Here is a 21,119-nt window from a genome sequence, read left to right as displayed (position 1 = left end):
GTCCAATGGATTTTGCGGGGCGGCACGGGTCTGATCACAGCGAATCCATACTTCGGCGGCGACGTCGATCTTCCGAAAGGGAATCGCGATGGGCAAACCGATCAGAGCAGGGGCGCTGACTGAGGCCATGAGCGTGGCCACCTTTGCGTGGGCGCAGACCGGTGACATCAGGCCGACCGTCGCGCTGGTCCACGGGACCGCCTGGGACGGCCAAATGCTGCTCCTCGCGCAGAACGGTTTCTGGGTGGTTGCGCACGCCCGACGCGGCCACGGCAGGTCCAGCCACGCCACCCACCAGGATCAGATCAACGCCGACCTGCTCGCCTTCATCTCAAATCACGATCGCGCGTCGTCAGCAATTCCACGGAGGTGCCAATGACCATTTTTGGCAACCTTTCGCGAACCTTGAATCGCGTGTCAGGCGGCGCGCGAGGCCAAACGTTGTGCGCTCGCATAGCCGAGCGGTCGCCTGAATGCTGGTTCTGTCAGATCATGTCACGGATGCTAGAGCCGAACCATTGCGCCATCGAGCTGGCGCGCTGGCACAGGCGCGGAACAAACGCCGCGGCACGACTACCGTATGGATAACCACGGCCGCTAATGACAACATATGGAGCTTATGCCGATAATTGGCAGGCTGGGCTTACGCATCAGTCGTGATCGACCCCCGTGCGTCCCTGCCGTCCGCGGTGGCTGAGGCTGTGCGGGTCGCGTCTTGCGCAACGCAGAGGGCTGCTGGCTAAGGACCGCCGGCCGAATGGCCGCCCTAAGATCCGCAGTATGGTGGCCGGGGTGGACTGAAGCAGGCGACTCTGACTTCAAGCTTCGCCCGCCTCGCCAGAGGGTTGGAGGCGAGTGACGTCGGGCTTTTTGGCTGGCAACGAAAGATGTGGCCGGACGTTTGGACACAAAATGAAGCCGAGACACTGAAGGTGCGCTAGCCAGGCAGAAAATGTTCCCAGACTGGCGCACTGGAAGAGTTCCCCGTCGGTCCAGGCGATTTCAATATTGCATCGCCAAGGGAGAAAAAGATGGCTGAAGATCATACCAAACCCAACGGACCGGATCTGGTCCATGGCATCGCGCTATCCGACCTTCCCGATGGCGGAAAGCTCGTCGGCCATTCTGGCGATGAACAGGTGTTGTTGGTGCGCCGCGGGATCGAGGTCTTCGCCATCGGATCGACATGCACACATTACGGCGGGCCGCTCGTTGACGGTCTTGTGTTTGAGGACACCGTTCGATGCCCGTGGCATCACGCGTGCTTCCATTTGCGTACAGGCGAAGCCTTGCGTGCCCCTGCCTTCAATCCACTCGATTGCTGGTCGGTGGAGCTGCGCGATGATCGGATATTTGTAAGAGAGAAACAAAAACGGACGGCACCGAAGCAGCGCGTTGGAGGCTCCGGCCAGGCTCCCGGGAAGATCGTCATTGTCGGCGGCGGCGCGGCCGGTTTCGCAGCAGCCGAAAAACTGCGGCGCGAACACTATCCAGGCAGCATCGTCATGCTCAGTAACGACGATGCGCCGCCGGTTGATCGGCCCAATCTTTCCAAGGACTATCTGGCTGGCAAAGCGCCGGAGGATTGGATTCCGCTCCGCGGAGAGGGCTTTTACGCAAAGAACCATATCGACCTGCGTCTCAATACGAACGTTGCCGGCATCGATGCACGTTCTGGCGAGGTTGTGCTGGCGGACGGGACCCGGACTCCTTACGACAGGCTACTCCTTGCAACCGGAGCCGAGCCGGTGCGCCTCACCATTCCTGGCGCCGACCAGCCACATGTTCACACGCTGCGCTCGTTCGCAGATTGCAAGGCCATCATCGAGCACGCCTCGAGCGCGCGCCGCGCCATCGTGCTCGGCGCCAGTTTCATTGGCCTGGAAGTTGCCGCGGCCCTGCGCTCGCGCAATATCGAAGTTCATGTCGTGGCGCCTGATAAACGCCCCATGGAGCGGATTCTTGGTGCGCAAATGGGCGACTTCATCCGCGCCCTCCACGAGGAGAATGGTGTCGTATTCCATCTCGAGGACACCGCGAGCAGCATCGATGGCAAGACGCTGAAACTCAGCAGCGGCAATACGCTGGAGGCGGATTTTGTCGTCGCCGGCATCGGCGTGCGGCCACGGATTGGGCTCGCCGAAAAGGCTGGGCTCAACATCGATCGCGGTGTCGCAGTAGATGCCTTCTTGGAGACGAGCGCACCTGGGATCTTCGCGGCAGGCGACATTGCGCGGTGGCCAGATCCGCACAGTGGCGAGAACATTCGAGTCGAGCATTGGGTGGTCGCCGAAAGGCAGGGGCGAACTGCCGCACTCAACATGCTCGGTCGTCGCGAGAAATTCGTCGCGGTGCCGTTTTTTTGGAGTCAGCACTACGATGTTCCCATCAACTATGTCGGCCATGCCGCGCAATGGGACGAGATCGCGGTGGATGGAGACATTGGTGCTAAGAACTGCCTGTTACGCTTCAAACGCGAGGGGCGCACGCTGGCTGTTGCTTCGATCTTCCGCGACATCGAGAGCCTGGAAGCTGAGGTGGAAATGGAACGGTAAATGACTGCCGGGAAATCGTAGGGGCTTATGCACGACCCACAGCATTTCCCACGTGTTTCAATTTTGAGATGACCACGCACGGCAAAGAGGTGGCGGCTCGAGTTCGGGTTGTCGATCGCGCCGTTCGAGCTGAATCCACTTAGACACCAAGGTATCGACGACACCTTCGTTCAATAGATTTGGCGTCACTGCGCGGCTCTGATGATCAGGCATTTATTAGAAAGGTTGGGCCATGCGCAGCTTCGTCAATATTGGCGTGATCGTTGGGGCATTTAGTCTGGCCGGCGCCACTGCCGCCCTCGCCAGTGACCCGAAGCCCACCATAGTCTTGGTCCACGGCGCCTTTGCGGAGTCCGCCAGCTGGAACGGCGTGATCGCGGATCTGACCCGGGACGGGTTCGCAGTGATCGCGGCGGCCAATCCTTTGCGAAGCGTCGGTGGTGACGCGGCCCATGTCGCAAGCGTCGTTGGTTCAGTAAAAGGGCCGGTCGTTCTCGTCGGCCACTCTTACGCTGGGGCGGTGATCTCCGCTATGGCGGACCAGGTATCTAATGTGACGGCGCTCGTCTATGTTGCTGCCTTCGAGCCCGACGTTGGTGAGAGCAGCCTCGAACTGACTGGCAAATTTCCGGGAAGTACGCTCGGGCCTGCCCTCGCGCCCCCAGTCAATCTGCCAAACGGCGAGCAGGACCTATACATCCAGCAGGACAAATTTCCGGCCCAGTTCGCCGCTGATGTCCCTGAGGCCGACGCGCGGCTGATGGCTGCGGCCCAGCGCCCGGTGAATCAGGCCGCCCTGGCCGACCGAGCGGTTCGGGCGGCCTGGAAAACCATTCCGTCCTGGTCGATTTACGGCGCAGCAGACCGCAACATTCCGCCCGCTGCGATGGCCTTCATGGCTGACCGCGCCCATGCGCGGAAGACCGTGGTCGTCCCAGGGGCTTCCCATTTGGTGATGGTTTCCCACCCCCATGAGGTGGCCGCGCTGATTGAGGATGCAGCGAACGCAAAATGATGACGCGCCGCAAGCGCCCGAAAAAACGAGTTCGAAGCTTGAGCAACCTACGCTGCAGCATTTCCAACACTGAATAGCCTCGCGAACTGGGTTGGCTATGCTGACGGCGGTGACCAAGTTGGTCCGGACCCGCTGCAAGTGTGGAGGTGGTCGTTGGTGACAAGGATTGAGAAGTTCATCCGCCGCCAAAGGTCGCGCCACCTAGCCGGCTTGGAGTCGCTGGTGGTGATGTCCGCTTTCTGGTGACAGACCTATTCTGGAGCTACCGGACCGACATCATGCCGCATTGATTGGGGCTACGCGGTCATGGGAAGCGGCTGGAATGCAAAAGCTGAACGTCGCGCCCGGCCCGTCGTTGACAGTCGCCCATAGACGGCCGCCGTAGTTTTCGATGATCGAACGGCAAATCGACAGGCCAACGCCCATTCCGTTTGCCTTGGTCGTGTAGAAGGGTGCGAACAGTTTTTCGACGGCGTCCGGATCCACGCCTGTGCCTGAGTCCCGAATCGCCAGCTTGACGCTGCCGTCGTTGTCGAGGTCCGTCTTGACCACGAGCGTTCTTGGGCGATCCTCGATCTCGGCCATGGCATCGGCGGCGTTCAGCAAGAGGTTCAGGATGACTTGCTGCAGCTGGATACGATCGCCGCTGACGAGAGGGAGGCTGTCCGCGAAATCCGTCTGCAAAAGTACACGGCTGCTTTGCAACTCGCCCGCCGACAGGGCGAGCACTTCCCGCGCGGCGTCATTGACGTCGACCAGCTCGATGAACTGGGGGCTCTTGGAGAACATCGTGCGCAAGCGCTTGATCACCTCAGAGGCGCGATTGGCGTCTCGGATCATCCGCCGCGCCGTTTCGGTGGCGCCGGCCAGATTGGGGGGGTCGGCGGTCAGCATCCGCACGCAGGTGCTGGCGTTGGTCAGGATACCAGACAAAGGTTGGCTCACCTCGTGCCCGATAGAGGCGGTCATCGCGTTGAGGGTCGCCACACGTGCCACATGGGCGAGATCGCCCTGCGCGCGGCGCAACGTCTCTTCGGCCCGCACGCGTTCTGTAACGTCGCGAACGGCGCCCACAAAGTCGAGGTTGCCGGCATTGACCGCTCGGCCAGAGGTGTGCACATGCTTCACTCTGCCGTCCGGCATCAACAATCGATGTTCACTATCGAAATCCGTCTTTTCCCTAATCGCATTGTCAAGAAGCCGCCGAACACGATCCCCGTCGTCGGGATGAATTCGTTGTAGTGCGAGATCCATGGAGGCTTGGACACCTCGATCGTATTCAAGGATGTTGTAGAGTTCCGCAGACCAGTAAAACTCCCCGCCTGCAACGCTCCAACCGAAGTTGCCGGTGTGACTTATTCCTTGCCCTAGAGCCAGGACAGCTTCGCTGCGTTGCAGATCGGTGTAGAGCGCCGCATTTTCCAGTGAAATCGCAGCTTGTGAAGCCAGGAGCTCCAGAACGGTAACCCGGTCCGTCGTGAAGGCGCCCGGGGTGAGGTTGTTCTCCAAATATAATGCGCCGACAAGCTTCGCTTGCTTGACGATTGGCAGGCACAAAACCGATCTTGAGTGCTTCAGCCGCACATATTCGTCCTGCGAATACACGTCATCGGACAAGGCATCATCCAAGAGCACGCGCTCCCGGGTCCGGATCGCGTAACGCAGCACGGATTGAGGCAGATCGGACGGCGTGATGGCTGCGTGCCGAGGTGCGACCGCGATCTCGTCCACGGTGGTCGTAGCCTCCGCTTCGATCCGCAGCTCAGTATCCCGGCTCAGGATCAACAACCCCCGCTCGGCCCCGGCATGCTCCACCGCGATTCGCATGAGCCGCTCGATCAACTTGGGAAGGGCCATCTCACCTGAAAGCGCCTGAGATGCTTTGACGACGGTCTCGACGTCCAGCTGAGCCGACGTTGTTGCCTCTCTCGTCCCTAGAGATGGATCGGCAGTAGCCAATGTGGGATAGTAGGCCTCCAGCTGCCTCACCTTGCCCAATGCGCCCCAGCGCAGATAGCCGTCGCGCGCTCTTGCAAGATATATTTCGGAGAAGTCCTCAAAGCCGCGGGCGGCGTAGAAGCGCGCGGCTGTTTCATAGGCGATCGCCTCATTGTGGATAAAGCCGTTGACGTGGGCGGAGCGAATAGCCTGCTCGTACAAACGCTCTGCCTCGAGATCGCGACCCTCCAGCCGCGCAAGCTCCGCACCGACTAGCGCCGCCCGGTTTTCGAAATTCTCCGGACAATTCTCCGCCCATACCTCGAGCTGTTTCTGATGCGCCGCCAACGTCTCCAAACTCTCTTTCTCTGGGGCAGCTGCTTTTGTTAAGGCCTCGGTGGACAATGCGGAAGACTGGGATGAAGGATCGGCAGATTTTGCAAGGACGGGATCGCGGAAGGCCGCAAGGGAAAGCGCAGCATAGAAATGATATTCTGCCGTTTCAAACATAGCGGCGGATGTCCAAAGTAATTCACGCGCTCTTGCCGCAGCGATTAATGCTGAGGAATATTCTCCTGCAAAAAAGCGCGCCTGAAGTTTTCGAATCCAGTACCAACATTCGGGTTGCTTCGTTGCTGGGTTGGCCGCGAAGCTCTGTTCTAGCTCAATCTCGTTCACATGCTCGTCATCGAAACAACCAAACTTGTACGTTAGCCCCCGCAAACTTCGGATGACACCGAGCTGCGTCTTCATGATATCGATTATGTGGTTGTATTGTGCGCGCTCGGCGAGCTCTAGGCCTTGCTCAGCCTGGCGCTGGGTCACTTCAAGTGGATCGCCTGCCGCTAAGAAATTCGTATTGAGGTTATCGAAGCTATACACAGTAAAGGTCAGATCGCCGACTTTTGTCGCCGTTTCGAATGCCCGCCAAATAAGCGCTCGACTGACGCTCACATGTTTGGTCCAGGTTAATGAAAACTGCGCAAACCAAAGATAGGTCCGTGCTCGAAATCGCTCGAGGCCACGCTTGTCTACCAATTCATAGCCGAGCTGACCGAATTGAAATCCTGCTTTGTAGTCGCTGAACTGCGGCCCGGCTATTTTGCCGAAAAAGACGTAAGCGACACATGAGCCGTCGCCGTGTCCTTGCTCCAGGCTCAGATTAATCGCGCGGCAGATGGCTAGCGAAAGAAGATTTGCATCGGTGAAAAGCGCCGACGGAAAGATCCTTGTGAGCACGTCCAGCGTGGCGAGAGAAACGGCGTCGCTCATTAAGGGCAAATCGACAAGTTCCTCTATCGTCCGATCGCCGATCTTCCTCCAGATTTTGTCGTATTCGCGCTTCAACTGGGCTCGTGTCGGGTGCGGCGACCAGTTCACTCCTAAGTGACGCAGGTACCCGATACAAATGCCAACGGCTTTGTCGCATTGATCGAGGGTCGTGTACAAATCAATGTGCAAGCAAGCGACGGTCGCTCGCTCAAGCGTATTTGCCGCTCGGGAAGTGAGCTTATTCAAACGTTCGTCGGCAGCTCCCATCTCACCGACAAGGAAATCGCATTCAGCCTGGTAGAACTCAAGGGCAAACGCGAGTTCATGGCGGCCTACCCAAGCGTCGGCTGCCAAAAGTGATGCGCCAGCCGCGAAATACTTGAGTGCTGGAAGATAGGCCGTCGATGCCCGGGCTCGCTTGCCTGCAATCAGATTGAACTCGGCCAGTTGTTCCCGCTCTTCTTGCGAGAAGATCAGTGCTGTGGCGCGGTTAAGGTGATTGACGATGTCGAAGTTCATCTCCTCTCGCTGCGTAGGCGGCGTGTACAGGACTAACAGTCGACCGATCCGAAGGTGCGCCTCCGCCAGTCTTTCCTGTGGAATCAGCGAATAGGCAGCTTCCTGCACCCGGTCGTGAATAAATCTATATGACTCGTCGCTCCGCTCGATGAAGTCGCGGCGGGCAGCCTCCCAGAGGGCCGTGTGGACATCGTTCTCTGAGATTGCGAGCACCGTCGAAAGCATCGCGGTAGTGGCGCTCGTCCCAAGACAAGCGAGTTGCTGCAGTGCAGCTTGCGTATCTGTTGGCAATTGCCCGAGCTTGCCGACCATTAGTTCGACCACGTTCTCAGTGTATGCCTTGCTGCGAATGCGGTCGGGATCCCAGGACCACCCGCCGATGGTTGGATCGAATGCGACCAAGCCTTCGTCGGCAAGCGCCGATAGGAACTGCTTTACGAAGAAGGGATTACCAGCGGTCTTTTCATGAAGGATCCGAGCTAGAGGGACGGCGTGCGCCCGTGCGCAACGCAACGCATCCACGACAAACTCCTCAAGACGTTTTCGGCTAAGGGGCGTCAGCCTGATCTGTTCGACTACAAAGCCTGCGCCTCGAATGGTCTCCAACTTGCGCACGAGCGGATGGGTCGGGTCGACTTCGTTGTCTCGATACGCGCCAATCACCAGCAGGTGGCGCAGATCGGAGTGGGTCATCAGATCTTCGAGGAGTTCGAGCGACGCCGCATCGGCCCAATGCAGGTCATCGAGGAAGAGTATCAGCGGATGTTCTGCAGTGGCGAATACGCCGACGAAGCGTCGAAGGGCGATTTGGAATGCCTGCTGGGCCTGCTGCAGAGGAAGATCTGGAGCGGGGAGTTGCTCGCCTATGATCAGCTTTAGCTCGGGCATGAGTTCGACTAGAAGCTGTCCCTGTGTCCCTATGGCCTCGCGCAATGCCCTGCGCCAGCCTTCCAGTTCGGCGTCGCTCTTCATTAAAAAGCTGCGGATCAACCGTTGGAAGGCCTGTGCGACGGTTGCGTACGGAATATCGCGCTTTTCCTGTTCGAATTTGCCCGAAGCAAAAAGACCATGAGACGGCACGAAGGCCTTATGCATCTCGTTCACGACCGAGGATTTTCCAATCCCGGAATAACCGCTGATTAGCATCAACTCCGGCGTTCCGGTCGTCGCGACGCGGCCATAAGCGCCCAGTAAGGACGCGATTTCGAGCTCTCTCCCGTAGAGCTTCTCTGGCATCAATAGTTGATCGGGCGTGTCGAGGACGCCCGTGGAAAACGGCGAGATCCGTCCCTCGGCTTGCCACTGTATCAGGCAGCGCCGGAGATCATGCTCAACCCCAGTCGCGGTCTGGTAGCGCTCGTCGGCTGTCTTTGCGAGCAGCTTTGTGACTATACGGGAGATCGCGACCGGGATATTCGCTACTCGTTCGCTTGGCGGCGCTGGAGTCCGAGCAATGTGGCAATGAATTAATTCCATGGGGTCGGATGTGGTGAATGGCAACACGCCCGTCAGCATTTGGTAGTAGACCACCCCGAGCGCATAAAGATCACTACGAGAGTCGATCGAGCGGTTCATCCGCCCGGTCTGCTCGGGCGCCATATACGCGAGCGTCCCCGCCATGACCTCTGGTGAACTCAGTGCCTGACGCTCTCGGGGTAGACGGGAAGCGTGGCCAAATCCGGTCAGCCGCACTCGTCCGCTTGTCCCATCAACCAGAATGTGGGTCGGCTTCACATCCTTGTGGACAATGCCCCGTTGATGAGCTTGGCTCAGAGCCGCGGCGGTGCCTATAGCAAACTGAAGGAATTGAGGTACGGACATCGGTTCGCCGATGTGCCGGTCGAGCGTTTCGCCACCGGGGTCCTCTAAAATCAGCATTGTTCGATCGCGGTCGCGAACGAGTTCTAGCGGCCGGGCGGCCCACTCACTTTCAAGATAGTCTTTGAGTCCGAATTCATGCTCGAGATGAGCGATGCTCGCCGGCCGCGGGAGCGCCGCGGTCAAACGCAGCGCAAGCACATTGCGTGGCGGCGCTTTATTGTAAGCGAGTATTCCTCGATAGAGAGCGCGCTCGCCGTCGTCCCATAGAAGTTGCGGACCGCCTTCGCGCCCACCAAGCGAGATCTGCGGATCCATCCATCAGGCTCCACGGTGTTTCCAAATTGGATCTGGCAGAGGACCGTTTCACAAAGAAACCTTACTGACTAGGCTCCGCTCGCTGCGGTGCCACTATTCGGTGACAGTCCGCCGAGATTCAGGCCAAAAAAACGCAGCGCTGTCCATATGGCGGGTCAATTTCGAAAAGACAGACGCTGACCAGCCGCTGTCACTGCTGCATCCGTGGCGAGGGCGTTTGAACGAGTTCTGGCGGCCAAGGTGGCGAAGCCGTCGCGCGAGCGGCTCGCGCCGATCCGCACTTTTGAGCAGCTTCGCGATCTTGAATTCGGGGTCCCCATTCTGTGAAACGTGCCTGTCTCATTTGCCAAAAAGATGGGGTTTGGTACATTCATTAGATATGCGGAATGCCCGGCTCCGCCGCGGGACGGGAGTTGGTGCTCAAGAAGAGCGCAAGGGATGCAACGGAGGGAAAAATCATGGTCAATAAACTCGGGTTTGTAGCCATCTCACTCGCGCTCGTTTTCGGCTTCGAAGGCGCCGCCATCGCCAAGCCAACTTTAATAATGGTCACCCATTCGCCAGCGTCCGATACATACTGGGCGGGCGTTATCAAAGGTCTAGAGCAAGCAGGCAACGACCTTGGCGTGAAGGTGCAATATCGCGGCATCGAAAATAATCTTAATGATCCCAACCAGGAGCGCCGAAACCTCGAAGCCGCGATAGCTGCCAAACCTGACGGCATTATTGTGTCCGATCCAACGCCCGCGTCGCTAAACGGGACTATCAAGAAGGCGTCGGACGCCGGCATTCCGGTGATTGTCGTCAATCAAGGGGGCGATCAGGTTGCAAATGTCGGCGCACTGGCGTTCGTTGGCGATAACCCCGGCAAGCAGGGCGCGGTGGGCGCGGCACAATTCAATGCTCTCGGCTCGAAACACGCGCTGATCATCACCGCCCCTATCGGCGCATTGCCCTTCCTTGATGCGCGTACAAACGGGTTCAAGGAGGCATTTACGGGAACGTCAGCGTTGGCGGAGATTCCCCTGACTGATTTCAACAATTCAAACCGGATCAAGACGATTACGGAGTCGCAACTGCAAAAGGACTCCTCGATAGACGCCGTATTCTCCATCGGTGGCTGTTGCATCGCGGCAATGACCCAGGTCCGCTCCGACTTGGGTGACCGCGGCAAAGGGATGCACTGGGGCACGATCGATCTGACAGCGGGCGCCATGCTGTCCCTCAAAGCGCACGAACTTGATTTCGCCCTTGATGCCCAACAATACGCTCAAGGCTACTATCCCGTGGTAATGCTGGCCTTGTACATTCGCCAAGCCATCCAACCAGCGGAGCCGGTACTCGTTACGGGGCCAGTCGTCATCACCCCGAACAACGTCAACAGACTTGAGGCCTCCACTCGCTAAGCAGTATCCAGAATCAGGGTTGGAGACGCTGCATGTCATTGCATCTCAAAGCGGCACCAAGGGTAACATGAGTGCCAGGCACATCGTTTCCGTGTTTGCGCGCCCGGAATTGACCGCTGTCGCCGGGACGATCATCGTCTTTGTCTTCTTCGCTGTTTTCACGGGCGAGGCAGGGTTCCTCACCCTGCCGATGACACGCAACTATCTGGAAGTCGGGGCGGAGATCGGCATTATCGCCGCGCCAGTCACGCTACTAATGGTTGCGGGCGAGTTCGACCTTTCTGTTGGGTCGATGGTCGCGGCTAGCGAGTCGATTCTAGGCTATCTTTTGGTTCACAGCGGTTGGCCGCTTCCGGCAGCCCTAGCCGTCGCCCTCGTCGCGGCAATAATCGTTGGAACGATCAACGGCTTCCTGGTCGTGAAGACCAAATTGCCCTCCTTTATCATAACCCTCGCAATGCTGTTCATTCTGCGCGGCGCTGCGCAAGGCGGCTTACGGATGTTAATCGGCACCAGCACCGTGGACGGCGTCCGAGATGTCACGGTCGGGGATCCGTTGGCGGTTTTGTTTGCATCCTCGATCGGCCCCTTCTCGATTTCCCTAGTCTGGTGGATCCTTATAACGATGCTAGCGGCATGGGTTCTGGAAAAGACCGCTTTCGGCAATTGGATCTACGCGACGGGCGGAGACCAGCGGGCCGCTGTGCGGTTGGGGATTCCCGTCAAAAAGGTGAAAATCTTACTTTATATATCAGTTGCGGTTTCGACGACGTTGGTCGCAGCGCTGGACATCTTTGCCATAAACCAGAGCGATGCCAACGCAGCGGTGGGACGCGAATTCGAGGTGGTCACGGCGGCCGTCATTGGTGGTGCGCTCCTGACCGGCGGCTATGGGTCGCCGATCGGTTCCCTCTTCGGCGCGCTTCTCTTCGGCATGGTCGACCAAGGCTTCTTCTTCACTCCGCTGCCCGACGTCTGGTTCATGACATTTCTTGGTCTAATGCTTCTGATAGCGGTGCTCATTAATAACTACACGCGATTGAAGGCGATGAAACCGTAGGGGGCGGCTCATAAACAATGAACCTTACCTAGAGGCCGTCTGCGTCTCAAAATTCTACCAGAATGTTTCGGCGTTGGAGAACGTGACTCTTTCCGTCCGGCCCGGCGAGGTGGTCTGCCTGCTCGGTGACAACGGAGCCGGCAAGTCCACGCTGGTCCAAATTTTGAGTGGCGTGGAGAAGCCCAACAAGGGGAGCGTGCGCATATCAGGTATCAATGTGCGTCTAGGTTCGCCCACGGACGCACTTGATAGAGGCATAGCAACGGTCTTCCAGGACCTCGCTCTAGTGCCTATCATGCCCGTGTATCGCAATTTCTTTCTCGGGCGAGAGCCAAGGATTGGCTGGGGGCCGTTCCAGCGATTTGATTCCCGCAGAGCGATCGCGACAACTGAGGACGCTCTGCGTGATCTAGGCGTCAACTCCGCCGCCGTGCGTAGGCCGATCAACACGCTCTCCGGCGGTCAACGTCAATGCGTCGCGATCGCGCGAGCCGTGCATTTCGGCGCTCGTATTCTCATTCTCGATGAACCTACTTCGGCCCTTGGCGTGAAGCAGGCCGAAATCGTGCTTGGCCATGTGAAGCGAGCGAAAGAGGCAGGAATCGGCGTGATCCTGGTCACGCATAACGTCCAGCATGCTTACTCGATCGGAGATACGTTCGTAGTTCTGTTTCTCGGGCGGCAACTCGGAACCTTCAAGAGGTCTGACCTCACGGAAACCCAACTGATGAGGATGATGGCGGGCAAGATTGATGAAGCGAACGGAACTATGGAACGCGGCGCAGGATGACAGCCCTCAGCCTGGTCGCAATTGTCAGGCAAACTGTGTCGAAACCCTTGAGTGCGTTACCGGCCGGCAACGCCGAACCCACGTGACCATCGCGGTGATTATCGCCGCCCTCTCTTTGCCGCTTGTCTCGATCGCCCTTGGCAGCGTCGGCCGCGCGCCGCTGCTCGAGGACGTCAGCCGTGGGTTGCTCGGGCTAATCGGCCTGTGGATGATATGGCGGGCGCTGAGCCACGGCCATCATCACCGGCATGAGGGTGAGGCCGTCGGTGTCATGGCCGGCCTGATCCCGTGCCCCCTGACGCTGTTTGTGATGACCTTCGCCATCTCCAGGGGCGTTCCGGTGGCCGGCCTTCTCTTTGCCCTCACGATGATGGCCGGCGTGGCGCTGACGCTATCCACGGTCGCCATTCTCTCGATCTTGTTCCGTGAACGGCTGGTGCTTTTTTTTGACAACCGGCCACGCCTGTTCGATGCCATTTCCCGCAGCATCGAAGATACCGCCGGTTTGGTGCTTGCTGGTGTCGCCGTGTGGGAAATTTCGTCGCGTTAAGAGGCCTTGGACTTTCGGGCTTCTGCGTGAGCTAGTGGAAGATATCGTTGTTATCGGGTTCGCCGGACCATACGAGATGATCCAGTCTCATATGACGGTTCTCATCCACGTCAGGAAGGACTCTATTGTCGCGGATCGCGGACTGTGGTGCATCCATACGACATAAAAGCTGTAACCCGGCAACGACAATGGATGCGCTTTAACGAGCGTGCCGTTTTCCAGTTCGCGGCCAACCACAACGTCACTACAGATCGCGATGCCTTGCCCGGCGACAACCGCTTCGATGGCATGCAGTTCCTCGCGGAAGCTCAAATCCCAGGCTTTGTCCTCGATCAGGTCCGGATCGATCGAACGGGCCGTCGCCAGCCATCTGCGCCAGGTGGGAGCGTCCGGATCCCGGTTCATCCAGTCGAAATGGATCAACGGATAGCGCAGGAGATCGGCGGCACGCTCGATCGCCCGCCCATCGCTGGCCAGCAATCGCGGACTGCAAATTGGAAAGAAGGAATCGCGGCACAGCTCTTGCCCCGCAAAGCCCACAGGCGGGCGACGTGTGTAACGGATCGCCAGGTCCGCGGCGTCGGCGCGCAGATCGAGCAACGCGTCCGTCCCTATGATTTCCAGCGGCACGGCCGGATTGGCCTCTCGCCATTTCGGCAAGCGAGGCACCAGCCATCGGCTGGCAAAAGCATTCGGGCTTGTCACCCGCAATGGCACTTGGACATCCGGCTCGGCGACCGCGGCGAGGGAGCCGGCTAGAAGATCGAAGCCGTTACGCAGAATAGGAAACAGCCGCGCTCCCGCGCTCGTCAGCACAAGCGGGCGCGGCCGGCGCTGGAACAGCTTGCGACCGCATATCTCTTCCAGGAGGCGGATCTGGTGGCTGATCGCTGTCGGCGTGACGCCTAGCTCCGCCGCCGCGGCCTTGAAGCTGCCATGCCGGGCTGCGGCCTCGAAGGCGTGCAAGGCGCGCAGCGGCGGACTGTTCTTCATGCCGGCAGTGTAGATGAATTCCGCTCATCCAGTAGCTAAGAATTTCGCTTTTGCAGATGGCCGGGCGCTGTGAGAACGTGGTCCCGTTGGAACCGAGGATGGCAACGATGGAGCTTCCACTACAGACCGACGTGCTCTCGGGCCGATCCCCTTCCTCGATTGCGGCGATCGAACGGCTACGGCAGGGCTTGCAAGGCGAATTAGTACTGCCGGCGGACGCAGGCTACGACCAGGCGCGCAGGGTCTGGAATGGGGCGATCGACAAACGCCCTGCCGCAATCGTCTTTTGCGCCAATCCCGATGACGTCGTGCAAGCCGTGACCTATGCCAGGTCGCAAGGTTGCCTCGTAGCCGTTCGCAGCGGCGGCCATAACGTCGCCGGCCTGTCGGTCTGCGACGATGGGATGGTGATCGATCTAGGCCGCATGAAGAAAATCGTCGTTGATCCCGAGCGCCGCATCGCCAGGGCCGAAGCCGGCCTGACCCTCGGCGAGTTCGACGCCGCCACACAGGCGCACGGCCTCGCGACGACCATGGGCGTGAACGGCGACACCGGTATTGCCGGCCTCACGCTGGGTGGTGGCTTCGGCAAGCTCGGGCGAAAGCACGGACTGAGCTGCGATAATTTGATCGCGGCTGAAATCGTCACCGCCGAGGGACGGCTGTTGCGGACAAGCGCCAGCGAGCATCCCGACCTGTTCTGGGCCTTGCGAGGCGGCGGCGGCAATTTCGGCATCGTGACGGCGTTCGAATACCGGCTGCACCCGGTCGGCCCGGCGCTTCTCGTGGGCTCGGTGCTGCACGATTACAATCATGCGCGCCAGGCCATGCGGTTTTACGACAAATTCTCCCGCGACGCCCCGGACGAGGTGAGCGTCGATGCCGCGCTCGTAACGCTGCCCTCCGGTGACCGGGGCTTCAGCATCTCGGCTTGCTATGTCGGGTCACCCGAAGCTGGCGGACCTGTCATTGCGCCTCTGATGAAATTCGGATCCCCCATCGACAGTCGCCTTCAGGCCGTTCCTTACCTCCAGATTCAATCGGCGGGCGACAGCCTCTTTCCACGCGGGCGACGCTATTACTGGAAAGCGCAGTTCCTGCGCGAGATCAGCGATGGTGCGATCGAGGCGCTGCTCGACAGTTACGCGAGGGCTCCCAATCATTCCTCCCTGCTGGTTTTCCAGCAGGTCGGCGGCGCGATCGCCCGTGTGCCGGCGTCGCACTCGCCCTACGCCAACCGCGATGCGGCGCTTGACTGCTTCCCGATCGCGATCTGGGATGATCCGGCCGATGACGAGGCAAATATCCGCTGGGCGCGCGACCTGTGGAATGCGGTCAGGCCATTCTCAACCGGCGGCGTCTATGCCAACAATCTCGGTGATGAGGGTGACGAGCGCGTGCGTGATGCTTACGGCGCCAATTATGCGCGCCTCGCCGCTATCAAGAAGCAATACGACCCGACCAATTTCTTTCGATTGAACCAGAATATCAGGCCTGAATAGTTCGGAATATCAGGGGGAACCGTGCGCAGTCGCTGGACGATCCTTGCTGTCCTGTTTGTCGCCCGCGCCGCAATGGCGTTTCAGTTTCAGAGCGTCGGTGCCGTCGCGCCTCTTATCAGCGACAGCCTCGGTGCGAGCCTGGCCGACATAGGTATTCTGATCGGCCTCTATCTTGCACCGGGACTAGCGTTGGCCCTGCCCGGCGCGACTATCGGTCAGCGCTATGGCGACAAGGCGACCGTTCTCGCCGGCCTCCTGATGATGCTGGCGGGTGAAATGCTGATGACGGCGTCGACGTCCTGGAGTTTGCAGATCGGCGGCCGGCTGATCGGCGGCACAGGCGGTGTCCTCCTCAACGTCCTGATGACCAAGATGGTCGCCGACTGGTTTACCGGCCGGGAAATCGCAACCGCCATGGCCATCTACATCAACTCGTGGCCAGCAGGCATCGCCATCGCTCTCCTGCTGCTGCCGGCAATCGGAACGACGTTCGGGATGACCGCCGTGGACGTTGCCGTTTCGATGCTTGTCATCGCCAGCATCGGCCTAATGACCTTGATCTATCGCACGCCGGAGGTGCGGCCCGCCGGCGGGATCGAACGCTCTGGCATTTCGGCGGGGACAACCTATGCCTCATTGCCGCCGGCCTGATCTGGTGCCTCTACAATGTCGGCTTCGCAATGGTTTTCAGCTTCGGTCCGTCGATGCTCGTTGAGCGCGGCTGGTCCAACTCTGCGGCGGGATCGACGATCAGCGTCGTACTTTGGCTGGCCACCCTTTCGGTCCCCCTGGGTGGCTTCCTGACCGATCGCACCAAGCACGGCGGCGCGGTTCTCGCCTTGGGCTGTGTCGGCTTTGCACTCCTGATGATCGTTCTGTCGCGACGCGGACCAGTGCTGCCCCTCATCATTACCATGGGGGTCGTATGCGGCCTGCCTGCCGGCGCGATTATGAGCTTGCCCGCGCGGCTGCTCGATCAGAGGACGCGATCGATCGGGATGGGGGTGTTCTACACTGTCTACTATGCCGGCATGCTGGCTGGGCCGGCGATTGGCGGCAAACTTGCTGTTTGGGCCGGCACCGCGATGGGCGCGCTCGATTTCGGCGCTGCCGCACTCCTCGTGTGCCCTCTCCTCCTTTGGTCATTCCATCGGATCAGCCGCCTCCCACAGCCGATGGTGGTTCCATCCAGGTAAGGCGGCTGGTTGCGCCGGGACCGCTGGTACGGCGACATCAGCACGGTTGTCCCGGCTCCGGTCTGACCGATTCTATGGCTCTACTCTGGCAGTCCAGCGGCACGCAGCGCATCACCAAGGCACTCCGCGAGCGCCGGAGCACAATTCACGCCCGCAAACTGGCGGCTATAACTGAACGTTGGATGCAGTTCGAGCACCCGCGCGGCAGCTGCCCTCGCTTCTTCCAGCCGGCCGAGTTTGGCAAGGGCAGCGGCCAATTGCACGTAAGTGATGCTATGTGCGGGATTGGCCTGAACGGACCGGTAAGCGGCGCGACAGGCTTCGTCATGGCGGCCGCGCAGCAAATGGCTCATCGCCTGTGCATCGAAAGCGGCGAAAGCCCACGGGTCGAATGGGCTTAGCCGCATGCCTCGCTCGCTCCACTCGATGGCTCGCTCCGCTTCTCCGCCCCATCCGAGGATGACGCTGCCCAAAATGTAGGTCAGGGCGGATGAAGGACTGATGGCGAGTGCGGCCTCCAATGCGGTGAAAGCAGCCTTGCGGTCATGTCCATCCATGCCGATGGAAAATCCAGCCAAGGTCAACGCGGACGCATCGTCCTGCCCAGGGAGGACGGCGGAGCGGGCATAGCGGACCGAAGCGGCACGGTTTGCTTCCTGCAAGCCGGCGCGGAGAAAGAGGCAATGGTGGCACATGGCGGCGTTGCCGTGCGCCAGCGCATAGGCCGGATCGAGCTCGATGGCACGTTCGAGCAGCACGAGCGCTCGTATCACTCGCTCAGGCATGCCGGAATCAACGTCAAGTTGGGCCCGCAGCACAAGGTCGTAGGCATCTAGGCTATCGGGACGAGTGCGCTTCACCCTGTCGATTTCGGCACGCCGCAGGCTCGGTGCGATTGCTCCGACAGCCGATATCGCAATCTCGTCCTGAAGCGCGAAGATATCATCGGAGCTGCGGTCATACCGCTCGGCCCAGACATGGGCGCCGGTCGATGCATCGATCATCTGGCCGGTCACGCGGACTCTATCATGGGCTCTCCGCACGCTGCCTTCGAGCACGTAGCGGACGCCAAGCTCGCGCCCGACCTGCTTCACGTCCACCGCGCGCCCCTTGTAGACGAATGTCGAGTTACGCGCGATGACGAAGAGCCAATTGATGCGTGCCAGACCAGTGATTATGTCCTCGACTATTCCGTCGGCGAAATAATCCTGTGCAGGATCGCCGCTCAGGTTCGAGAACGGCAAAACCGCGACCGAGGGTTTGTCCGGCAATGTCAGCGTTGCCGTTGGCGCACCCCCCACTGTCGGATCCCGGCTTGCGCCCGTGACCGCCGGCCCAACATAACGATAGCCGCGTCGCGGCAGCGTTTCGATCCAGCATGCGCCACCCACCAGTTCCTCAAAGAGCCGCCGGACTGCCGCAATCTGGACCGTCAGGTTGCTGTCCTCGATGGCCTGTTTGGGCCAGGCCGCCTCGATCAGCGCTTCCTTCGGAACCGGCGCGCCCGCCTGCTCCAAGAGCAGCGCGAGCAGCGCAACCGCCCGCTGGCCGAGCGGCGTCGGCTCGACGCCGTGGAATAGAATTCCAGCATCGGTGTCGAGGCGAAACGGGCCAAACGCAAGGGTTGTCGCCATTCGCGAAGAAGATACCGTTTGGGAATTTTTCGCAACGATTTCGGAACCGCTTCACGACTTGTCGAAATGTCGAGCGCATCTTGACCAGGTGCCTGCCGAATCGCACCGAGCCAATGGAGGATCAAATGAGCGTCGCTCCCGTCATTCGCATGCCAGGCGAGAACAATGGGGTCATGCTGCGCGGTTATCCGATGGCATTTCTTGTTACTGGCGAGGATACAAAGCACACTAGCATGTTCGACTGGACGATCCCGGCCGGTTTCGCCACCGGCCTCCATGTTCATCGCGTGCAGGAGGAAACCTTCTACGTACTCGAGGGCGAATGCGTCTGGCACGTCGGGGATAAGTCGATCCGCGCGACCCCGGGCACGTACCTGTTCATTCCACCGGGCGTTCCGCACAACATCACCAATGTCAGCGAAGAGCCGGCGCGGGTGCTGATGACCGTCTCTCCGCCTGGACAGGAGCACTATTTCGAGGAGCTTGCTAGGCTGGCTGCGCACGGTTCTCCGGATCCGACAGCGCTTGCTGACCTGCGGAACCGTTACGATACCGATCAACTGTCGACCCTGACAACATGAGCTTAAGTGCGATGTCGGGTTGGGGGCCGACAGCGGAATGGCGGCTTTTGGCGTCTGAGCCCGGTGGAACGAAGGTCTGAAGCTGACCCTAAACGGTCCTTCTGACTGTTCCGGCCGAATGACCGCAATGGGTGGCTTGCTGACACGGCGGTGTCCCCAAGCGAAGGGGCAGGAGCAGTCCATTGCAGGATCGGGCCCTTCAAGGATCGCTGAGCGCAAGTGGCGCTATTGCGCCGCTTCCGCGAGCTGTCGGCAATACTGTGTAAGCCGACGCGTATCCACGTTGGTCACGCCGAGCAAGAGCCCCTGCCACGGGGGTGATCGGACGCACCATTGAGAGAGGGGCGACGGAGCCAGGCCGAACGAGCGTGCGCGGCGCGCGATCTCCACGTCCGACAGAGAGGCCGTTGTCGAGACAATGACGGCCAAGCCAGCGGTGGCTTCGACTTTCAGCGACTCCGATCCGACCTGTGCGAGGCCCTCGAGCAGGGCCTGCCGCCGAGACGCGTAGAGGCGCTTCATGCGCCGCAAATGCCGAATATAGTGCCCCTCGCGCAGGAACTCGGCCACCGCGCCTTGGAGCGCTACGGCTGAAGCCGGCGCCAGGCACGCGCATACGTCACCGAACCGGCCAGTCAGTTCGATGGGCGCAACGACGAACCCGAGGCGCAAACCAGGGCTGATCGTCTTGCTGAAGCTGCCAATATGCAGGACCCGTCCACCGTGATCGAGCGAAGCGAGCGCCGGAGCCGCCCGGCCGGTCAGTTGCAGCTCGCTCAGATAATCGTCCTCGATGATCCAGGCGTCGCTCCGCCGAGCCCAAGCGAGCAACGCAAGCCTGCGGGTCAGCGACATCGTCATCCCGAGCGGTGCATGTTGCCCTGGCGTGACGATCGCTAGCGCTGCGTCCTGAGCGCTCCGGATGCCGATAGCGACATCGAGGCCTTCGACGTCGACCGGTATGGCCGTCACGGTGATGCCGGCCAGGTCGAGCGCTTTGCGTGTGATCGGGAAGCTCGGATCCTCAATCAAGGCTCGCGATCCCTCGACGCGCAGAGCACGCAACGCCAGACCGATCGCTCCGGAATAGCCTGCAGTAATGAACACCTGGGCGGGGCTGCACCGCAGACCCCGCGCGATCCCGACATAGGCCGCGATCTCCTTTCGCAGTTGCGGATCACCCCGGGGATCGGGATAGCTGACCGGCGCGGCCGCCCCCCGCCGCGCCGCTCGCGCGCAGACGCGCGACCACAGCTTGAACGGAAAGGCGTCTTGCGAAGGCACGCCCATCTGGAAGGGCAGGGGCGGCGTTCCATAGGTATGGAACAACTCCGGCAAGGGCGGCACGTCTGGCGACCACAAGGGCGCCGACGAAGGCGACGGGCCCTCGGCGACACGGGTGCCCGCCGCGCCGGCGCCGACCGCGAACTGCTCGTCAATGAGGCGCTGGTACGCGACGCGTACGGTGCCGCGCGAGACGCCGAGCTGAGCGGCCATGTCACGCCAGGAAGGAAGCTTTGTTCCCGGGTCCAGCCGCCCCGTCTCGATGGCGTCCCGAACCGCCCTGTATATCTGCGTGGCCAGCGGCGTCCTCGCGGCGCGGTCGACATGGATGGACATAGTGGCCATGGCGCAACGGTACCATCATTCCCGCCAATCTTGGTCCTGTTTCGTGACCAGAGCTGGACATATCTACCGGCCATCGCCACGTGACAAATGACGGAGGAGACAATTCCGATGAAGGCAATCGTAGTAACGGACCAGGCCGCGGGAACGGCCGGGATGAAGCTGGCGGAACGACCCGAGCCACAAGCGGCTATAAACGACGTCGTCGTTCAGGTTCATGCGTCGGGATTCGTCCCGACTGAGCTGACGTGGCCCTCGACCTGGACTGATCGCGTCGACCGAGACCGAACGCCATCGATCCCCGGGCACGAGCTGGCCGGAGTGGTCACCGCGGAGTGGTCACCGC

The 21,119-nt window shown here is 60.4% G+C and carries 15 protein-coding genes and 1 pseudogene; 12 read left to right on the top strand and 4 right to left on the bottom strand.

Going from position 1 to position 21,119, the window contains the following annotated elements:
* Positions 1-88: 88 nt before the first annotated feature.
* From AC1D1B_RS28590 to AC1D1B_RS28580, 3 genes are all read left to right on the top strand, one after another.
* Positions 89-379 carry a hypothetical protein gene (locus AC1D1B_RS28590; RefSeq protein WP_477336504.1) on the top strand — a complete coding sequence of 97 codons (291 nt, stop codon included), beginning with the start codon at positions 89-91 and terminating at the stop codon, positions 377-379.
* A gap of 652 nt (positions 380-1,031) precedes the next feature.
* Positions 1,032-2,555: an FAD-dependent oxidoreductase gene (locus AC1D1B_RS28585; RefSeq protein WP_477336502.1), complete on the top strand. Its 1,524-nt coding sequence runs from the start codon at positions 1,032-1,034 to the stop codon at positions 2,553-2,555.
* 232 nt (positions 2,556-2,787) lie between these two features.
* Positions 2,788-3,570: an alpha/beta fold hydrolase gene (locus tag AC1D1B_RS28580; RefSeq protein WP_477336500.1), complete on the top strand. Its 783-nt coding sequence runs from the start codon at positions 2,788-2,790 to the stop codon at positions 3,568-3,570.
* 276 nt (positions 3,571-3,846) lie between these two features.
* Here the strand turns inward: AC1D1B_RS28580 and AC1D1B_RS28575 are convergent, their stop codons facing one another.
* A complete protein-coding gene (locus AC1D1B_RS28575; RefSeq protein ID WP_477336498.1) occupies positions 3,847-9,435 on the bottom strand; it encodes a trifunctional serine/threonine-protein kinase/ATP-binding protein/sensor histidine kinase in 5,589 nt (1,862 codons plus the stop codon).
* 416 nt (positions 9,436-9,851) lie between these two features.
* Between AC1D1B_RS28575 and AC1D1B_RS28570 the strand changes: the two genes are divergently transcribed.
* From AC1D1B_RS28570 to AC1D1B_RS28555, 4 genes and pseudogenes are all read left to right on the top strand, one after another.
* The gene (locus AC1D1B_RS28570; protein WP_477336496.1) at positions 9,852-10,841 is read left to right on the top strand and encodes a substrate-binding domain-containing protein; all 990 of its coding nucleotides are present in this window, start codon (positions 9,852-9,854) and stop codon (positions 10,839-10,841) included.
* A 19-nt stretch (positions 10,842-10,860) separates the two neighbouring features.
* Positions 10,861-11,901, top strand: a complete 1,041-nt coding sequence (locus tag AC1D1B_RS28565) for an ABC transporter permease (protein WP_477336495.1) — start codon at positions 10,861-10,863, stop codon at positions 11,899-11,901.
* 10 nt (positions 11,902-11,911) lie between these two features.
* Positions 11,912-12,691: an ATP-binding cassette domain-containing protein gene (locus tag AC1D1B_RS28560; RefSeq protein WP_477336776.1), complete on the top strand. Its 780-nt coding sequence runs from the start codon at positions 11,912-11,914 to the stop codon at positions 12,689-12,691.
* Positions 12,692-12,767: 76 nt separating this feature from the next.
* A pseudogene (locus AC1D1B_RS28555) lies at positions 12,768-13,241 on the top strand (urease accessory protein UreH domain-containing protein); the annotation flags it as partial.
* Between the two features lie 87 nt (positions 13,242-13,328).
* Here the strand turns inward: AC1D1B_RS28555 and AC1D1B_RS28550 are convergent.
* The gene (locus AC1D1B_RS28550) at positions 13,329-14,234 is read right to left on the bottom strand and encodes a LysR substrate-binding domain-containing protein (RefSeq protein WP_477336493.1); all 906 of its coding nucleotides are present in this window, start codon (positions 14,232-14,234) and stop codon (positions 13,329-13,331) included.
* 98 nt (positions 14,235-14,332) lie between these two features.
* Here AC1D1B_RS28550 and AC1D1B_RS28545 point away from each other — a divergent pair, with 98 nt between their 5' ends.
* Genes AC1D1B_RS28545 through AC1D1B_RS28535 form a run of 3 tightly spaced genes read left to right on the top strand, consistent with a single transcriptional unit; the run spans position 14,333 to position 16,932 of the window.
* On the top strand, positions 14,333-15,736 hold the full coding sequence (locus AC1D1B_RS28545) for an FAD-binding oxidoreductase (RefSeq protein WP_477336491.1): 1,404 nt from the start codon (positions 14,333-14,335) through the stop codon (positions 15,734-15,736).
* Between the two features lie 21 nt (positions 15,737-15,757).
* Positions 15,758-16,387, top strand: a complete 630-nt coding sequence (locus tag AC1D1B_RS28540) for an MFS transporter (RefSeq protein WP_477336489.1) — start codon at positions 15,758-15,760, stop codon at positions 16,385-16,387.
* A 29-nt stretch (positions 16,388-16,416) separates the two neighbouring features.
* Positions 16,417-16,932, top strand: a complete 516-nt coding sequence (locus AC1D1B_RS28535) for an MFS transporter (RefSeq protein WP_477336487.1) — start codon at positions 16,417-16,419, stop codon at positions 16,930-16,932.
* 80 nt (positions 16,933-17,012) lie between these two features.
* On the opposite strand, the gene AC1D1B_RS28530 is transcribed toward AC1D1B_RS28535, so the two are convergent.
* The gene (locus AC1D1B_RS28530; RefSeq protein ID WP_477336485.1) at positions 17,013-18,566 is read right to left on the bottom strand and encodes a winged helix-turn-helix domain-containing tetratricopeptide repeat protein; all 1,554 of its coding nucleotides are present in this window, start codon (positions 18,564-18,566) and stop codon (positions 17,013-17,015) included.
* A gap of 125 nt (positions 18,567-18,691) precedes the next feature.
* On the opposite strand from AC1D1B_RS28530, the gene AC1D1B_RS28525 reads away from it, so the two are divergent.
* Complete coding sequence (locus tag AC1D1B_RS28525) at positions 18,692-19,147, top strand: cupin domain-containing protein (protein ID WP_477336483.1); 456 nt, start codon at positions 18,692-18,694, stop codon at positions 19,145-19,147.
* Positions 19,148-19,372: 225 nt separating this feature from the next.
* Here the strand turns inward: AC1D1B_RS28525 and pdxR are convergent, their stop codons facing one another.
* Positions 19,373-20,767: a MocR-like pyridoxine biosynthesis transcription factor PdxR gene (gene pdxR / locus AC1D1B_RS28520; protein ID WP_477336481.1), complete on the bottom strand. Its 1,395-nt coding sequence runs from the start codon at positions 20,765-20,767 to the stop codon at positions 19,373-19,375.
* A gap of 117 nt (positions 20,768-20,884) precedes the next feature.
* Here pdxR and AC1D1B_RS28515 point away from each other — a divergent pair.
* The coding region (locus tag AC1D1B_RS28515; RefSeq protein ID WP_477336479.1) for an alcohol dehydrogenase catalytic domain-containing protein at positions 20,885-21,119 on the top strand (235 nt) is incomplete at its 3' end.

It is taken from the genome of Mesorhizobium sp. P2_C5_2 (assembly GCF_056404535.1).
The sequence above is the reverse complement of the archived record's forward strand: the minus strand, read 5'-3'. Positions and strand labels throughout refer to the sequence as shown.

Bases quoted from the DNA above. Each gene is read 5' to 3' on its own strand.
- AC1D1B_RS28535 (WP_477336487.1), top strand. From the start codon at position 16,417: ATGGTTTTCAGCTTCGGTCCGTCGATGCTCGTTGAGCGCGGCTGGTCC.
- AC1D1B_RS28545 (WP_477336491.1), top strand. From the start codon at position 14,333: ATGGCAACGATGGAGCTTCCACTACAGACCGACGTGCTCTCGGGCCGA.
- pdxR (WP_477336481.1), bottom strand. From the start codon at position 20,767: ATGTCCATCCATGTCGACCGCGCCGCGAGGACGCCGCTGGCCACGCAG.
- AC1D1B_RS28590 (WP_477336504.1), top strand. From the start codon at position 89: ATGGGCAAACCGATCAGAGCAGGGGCGCTGACTGAGGCCATGAGCGTG.
- AC1D1B_RS28525 (WP_477336483.1), top strand. From the start codon at position 18,692: ATGAGCGTCGCTCCCGTCATTCGCATGCCAGGCGAGAACAATGGGGTC.
- AC1D1B_RS28575 (WP_477336498.1), bottom strand. From the start codon at position 9,435: ATGGATCCGCAGATCTCGCTTGGTGGGCGCGAAGGCGGTCCGCAACTT.
- AC1D1B_RS28580 (WP_477336500.1), top strand. From the start codon at position 2,788: ATGCGCAGCTTCGTCAATATTGGCGTGATCGTTGGGGCATTTAGTCTG.
- AC1D1B_RS28550 (WP_477336493.1), bottom strand. From the start codon at position 14,234: ATGAAGAACAGTCCGCCGCTGCGCGCCTTGCACGCCTTCGAGGCCGCA.
- AC1D1B_RS28530 (WP_477336485.1), bottom strand. From the start codon at position 18,566: ATGGCGACAACCCTTGCGTTTGGCCCGTTTCGCCTCGACACCGATGCT.
- AC1D1B_RS28585 (WP_477336502.1), top strand. From the start codon at position 1,032: ATGGCTGAAGATCATACCAAACCCAACGGACCGGATCTGGTCCATGGC.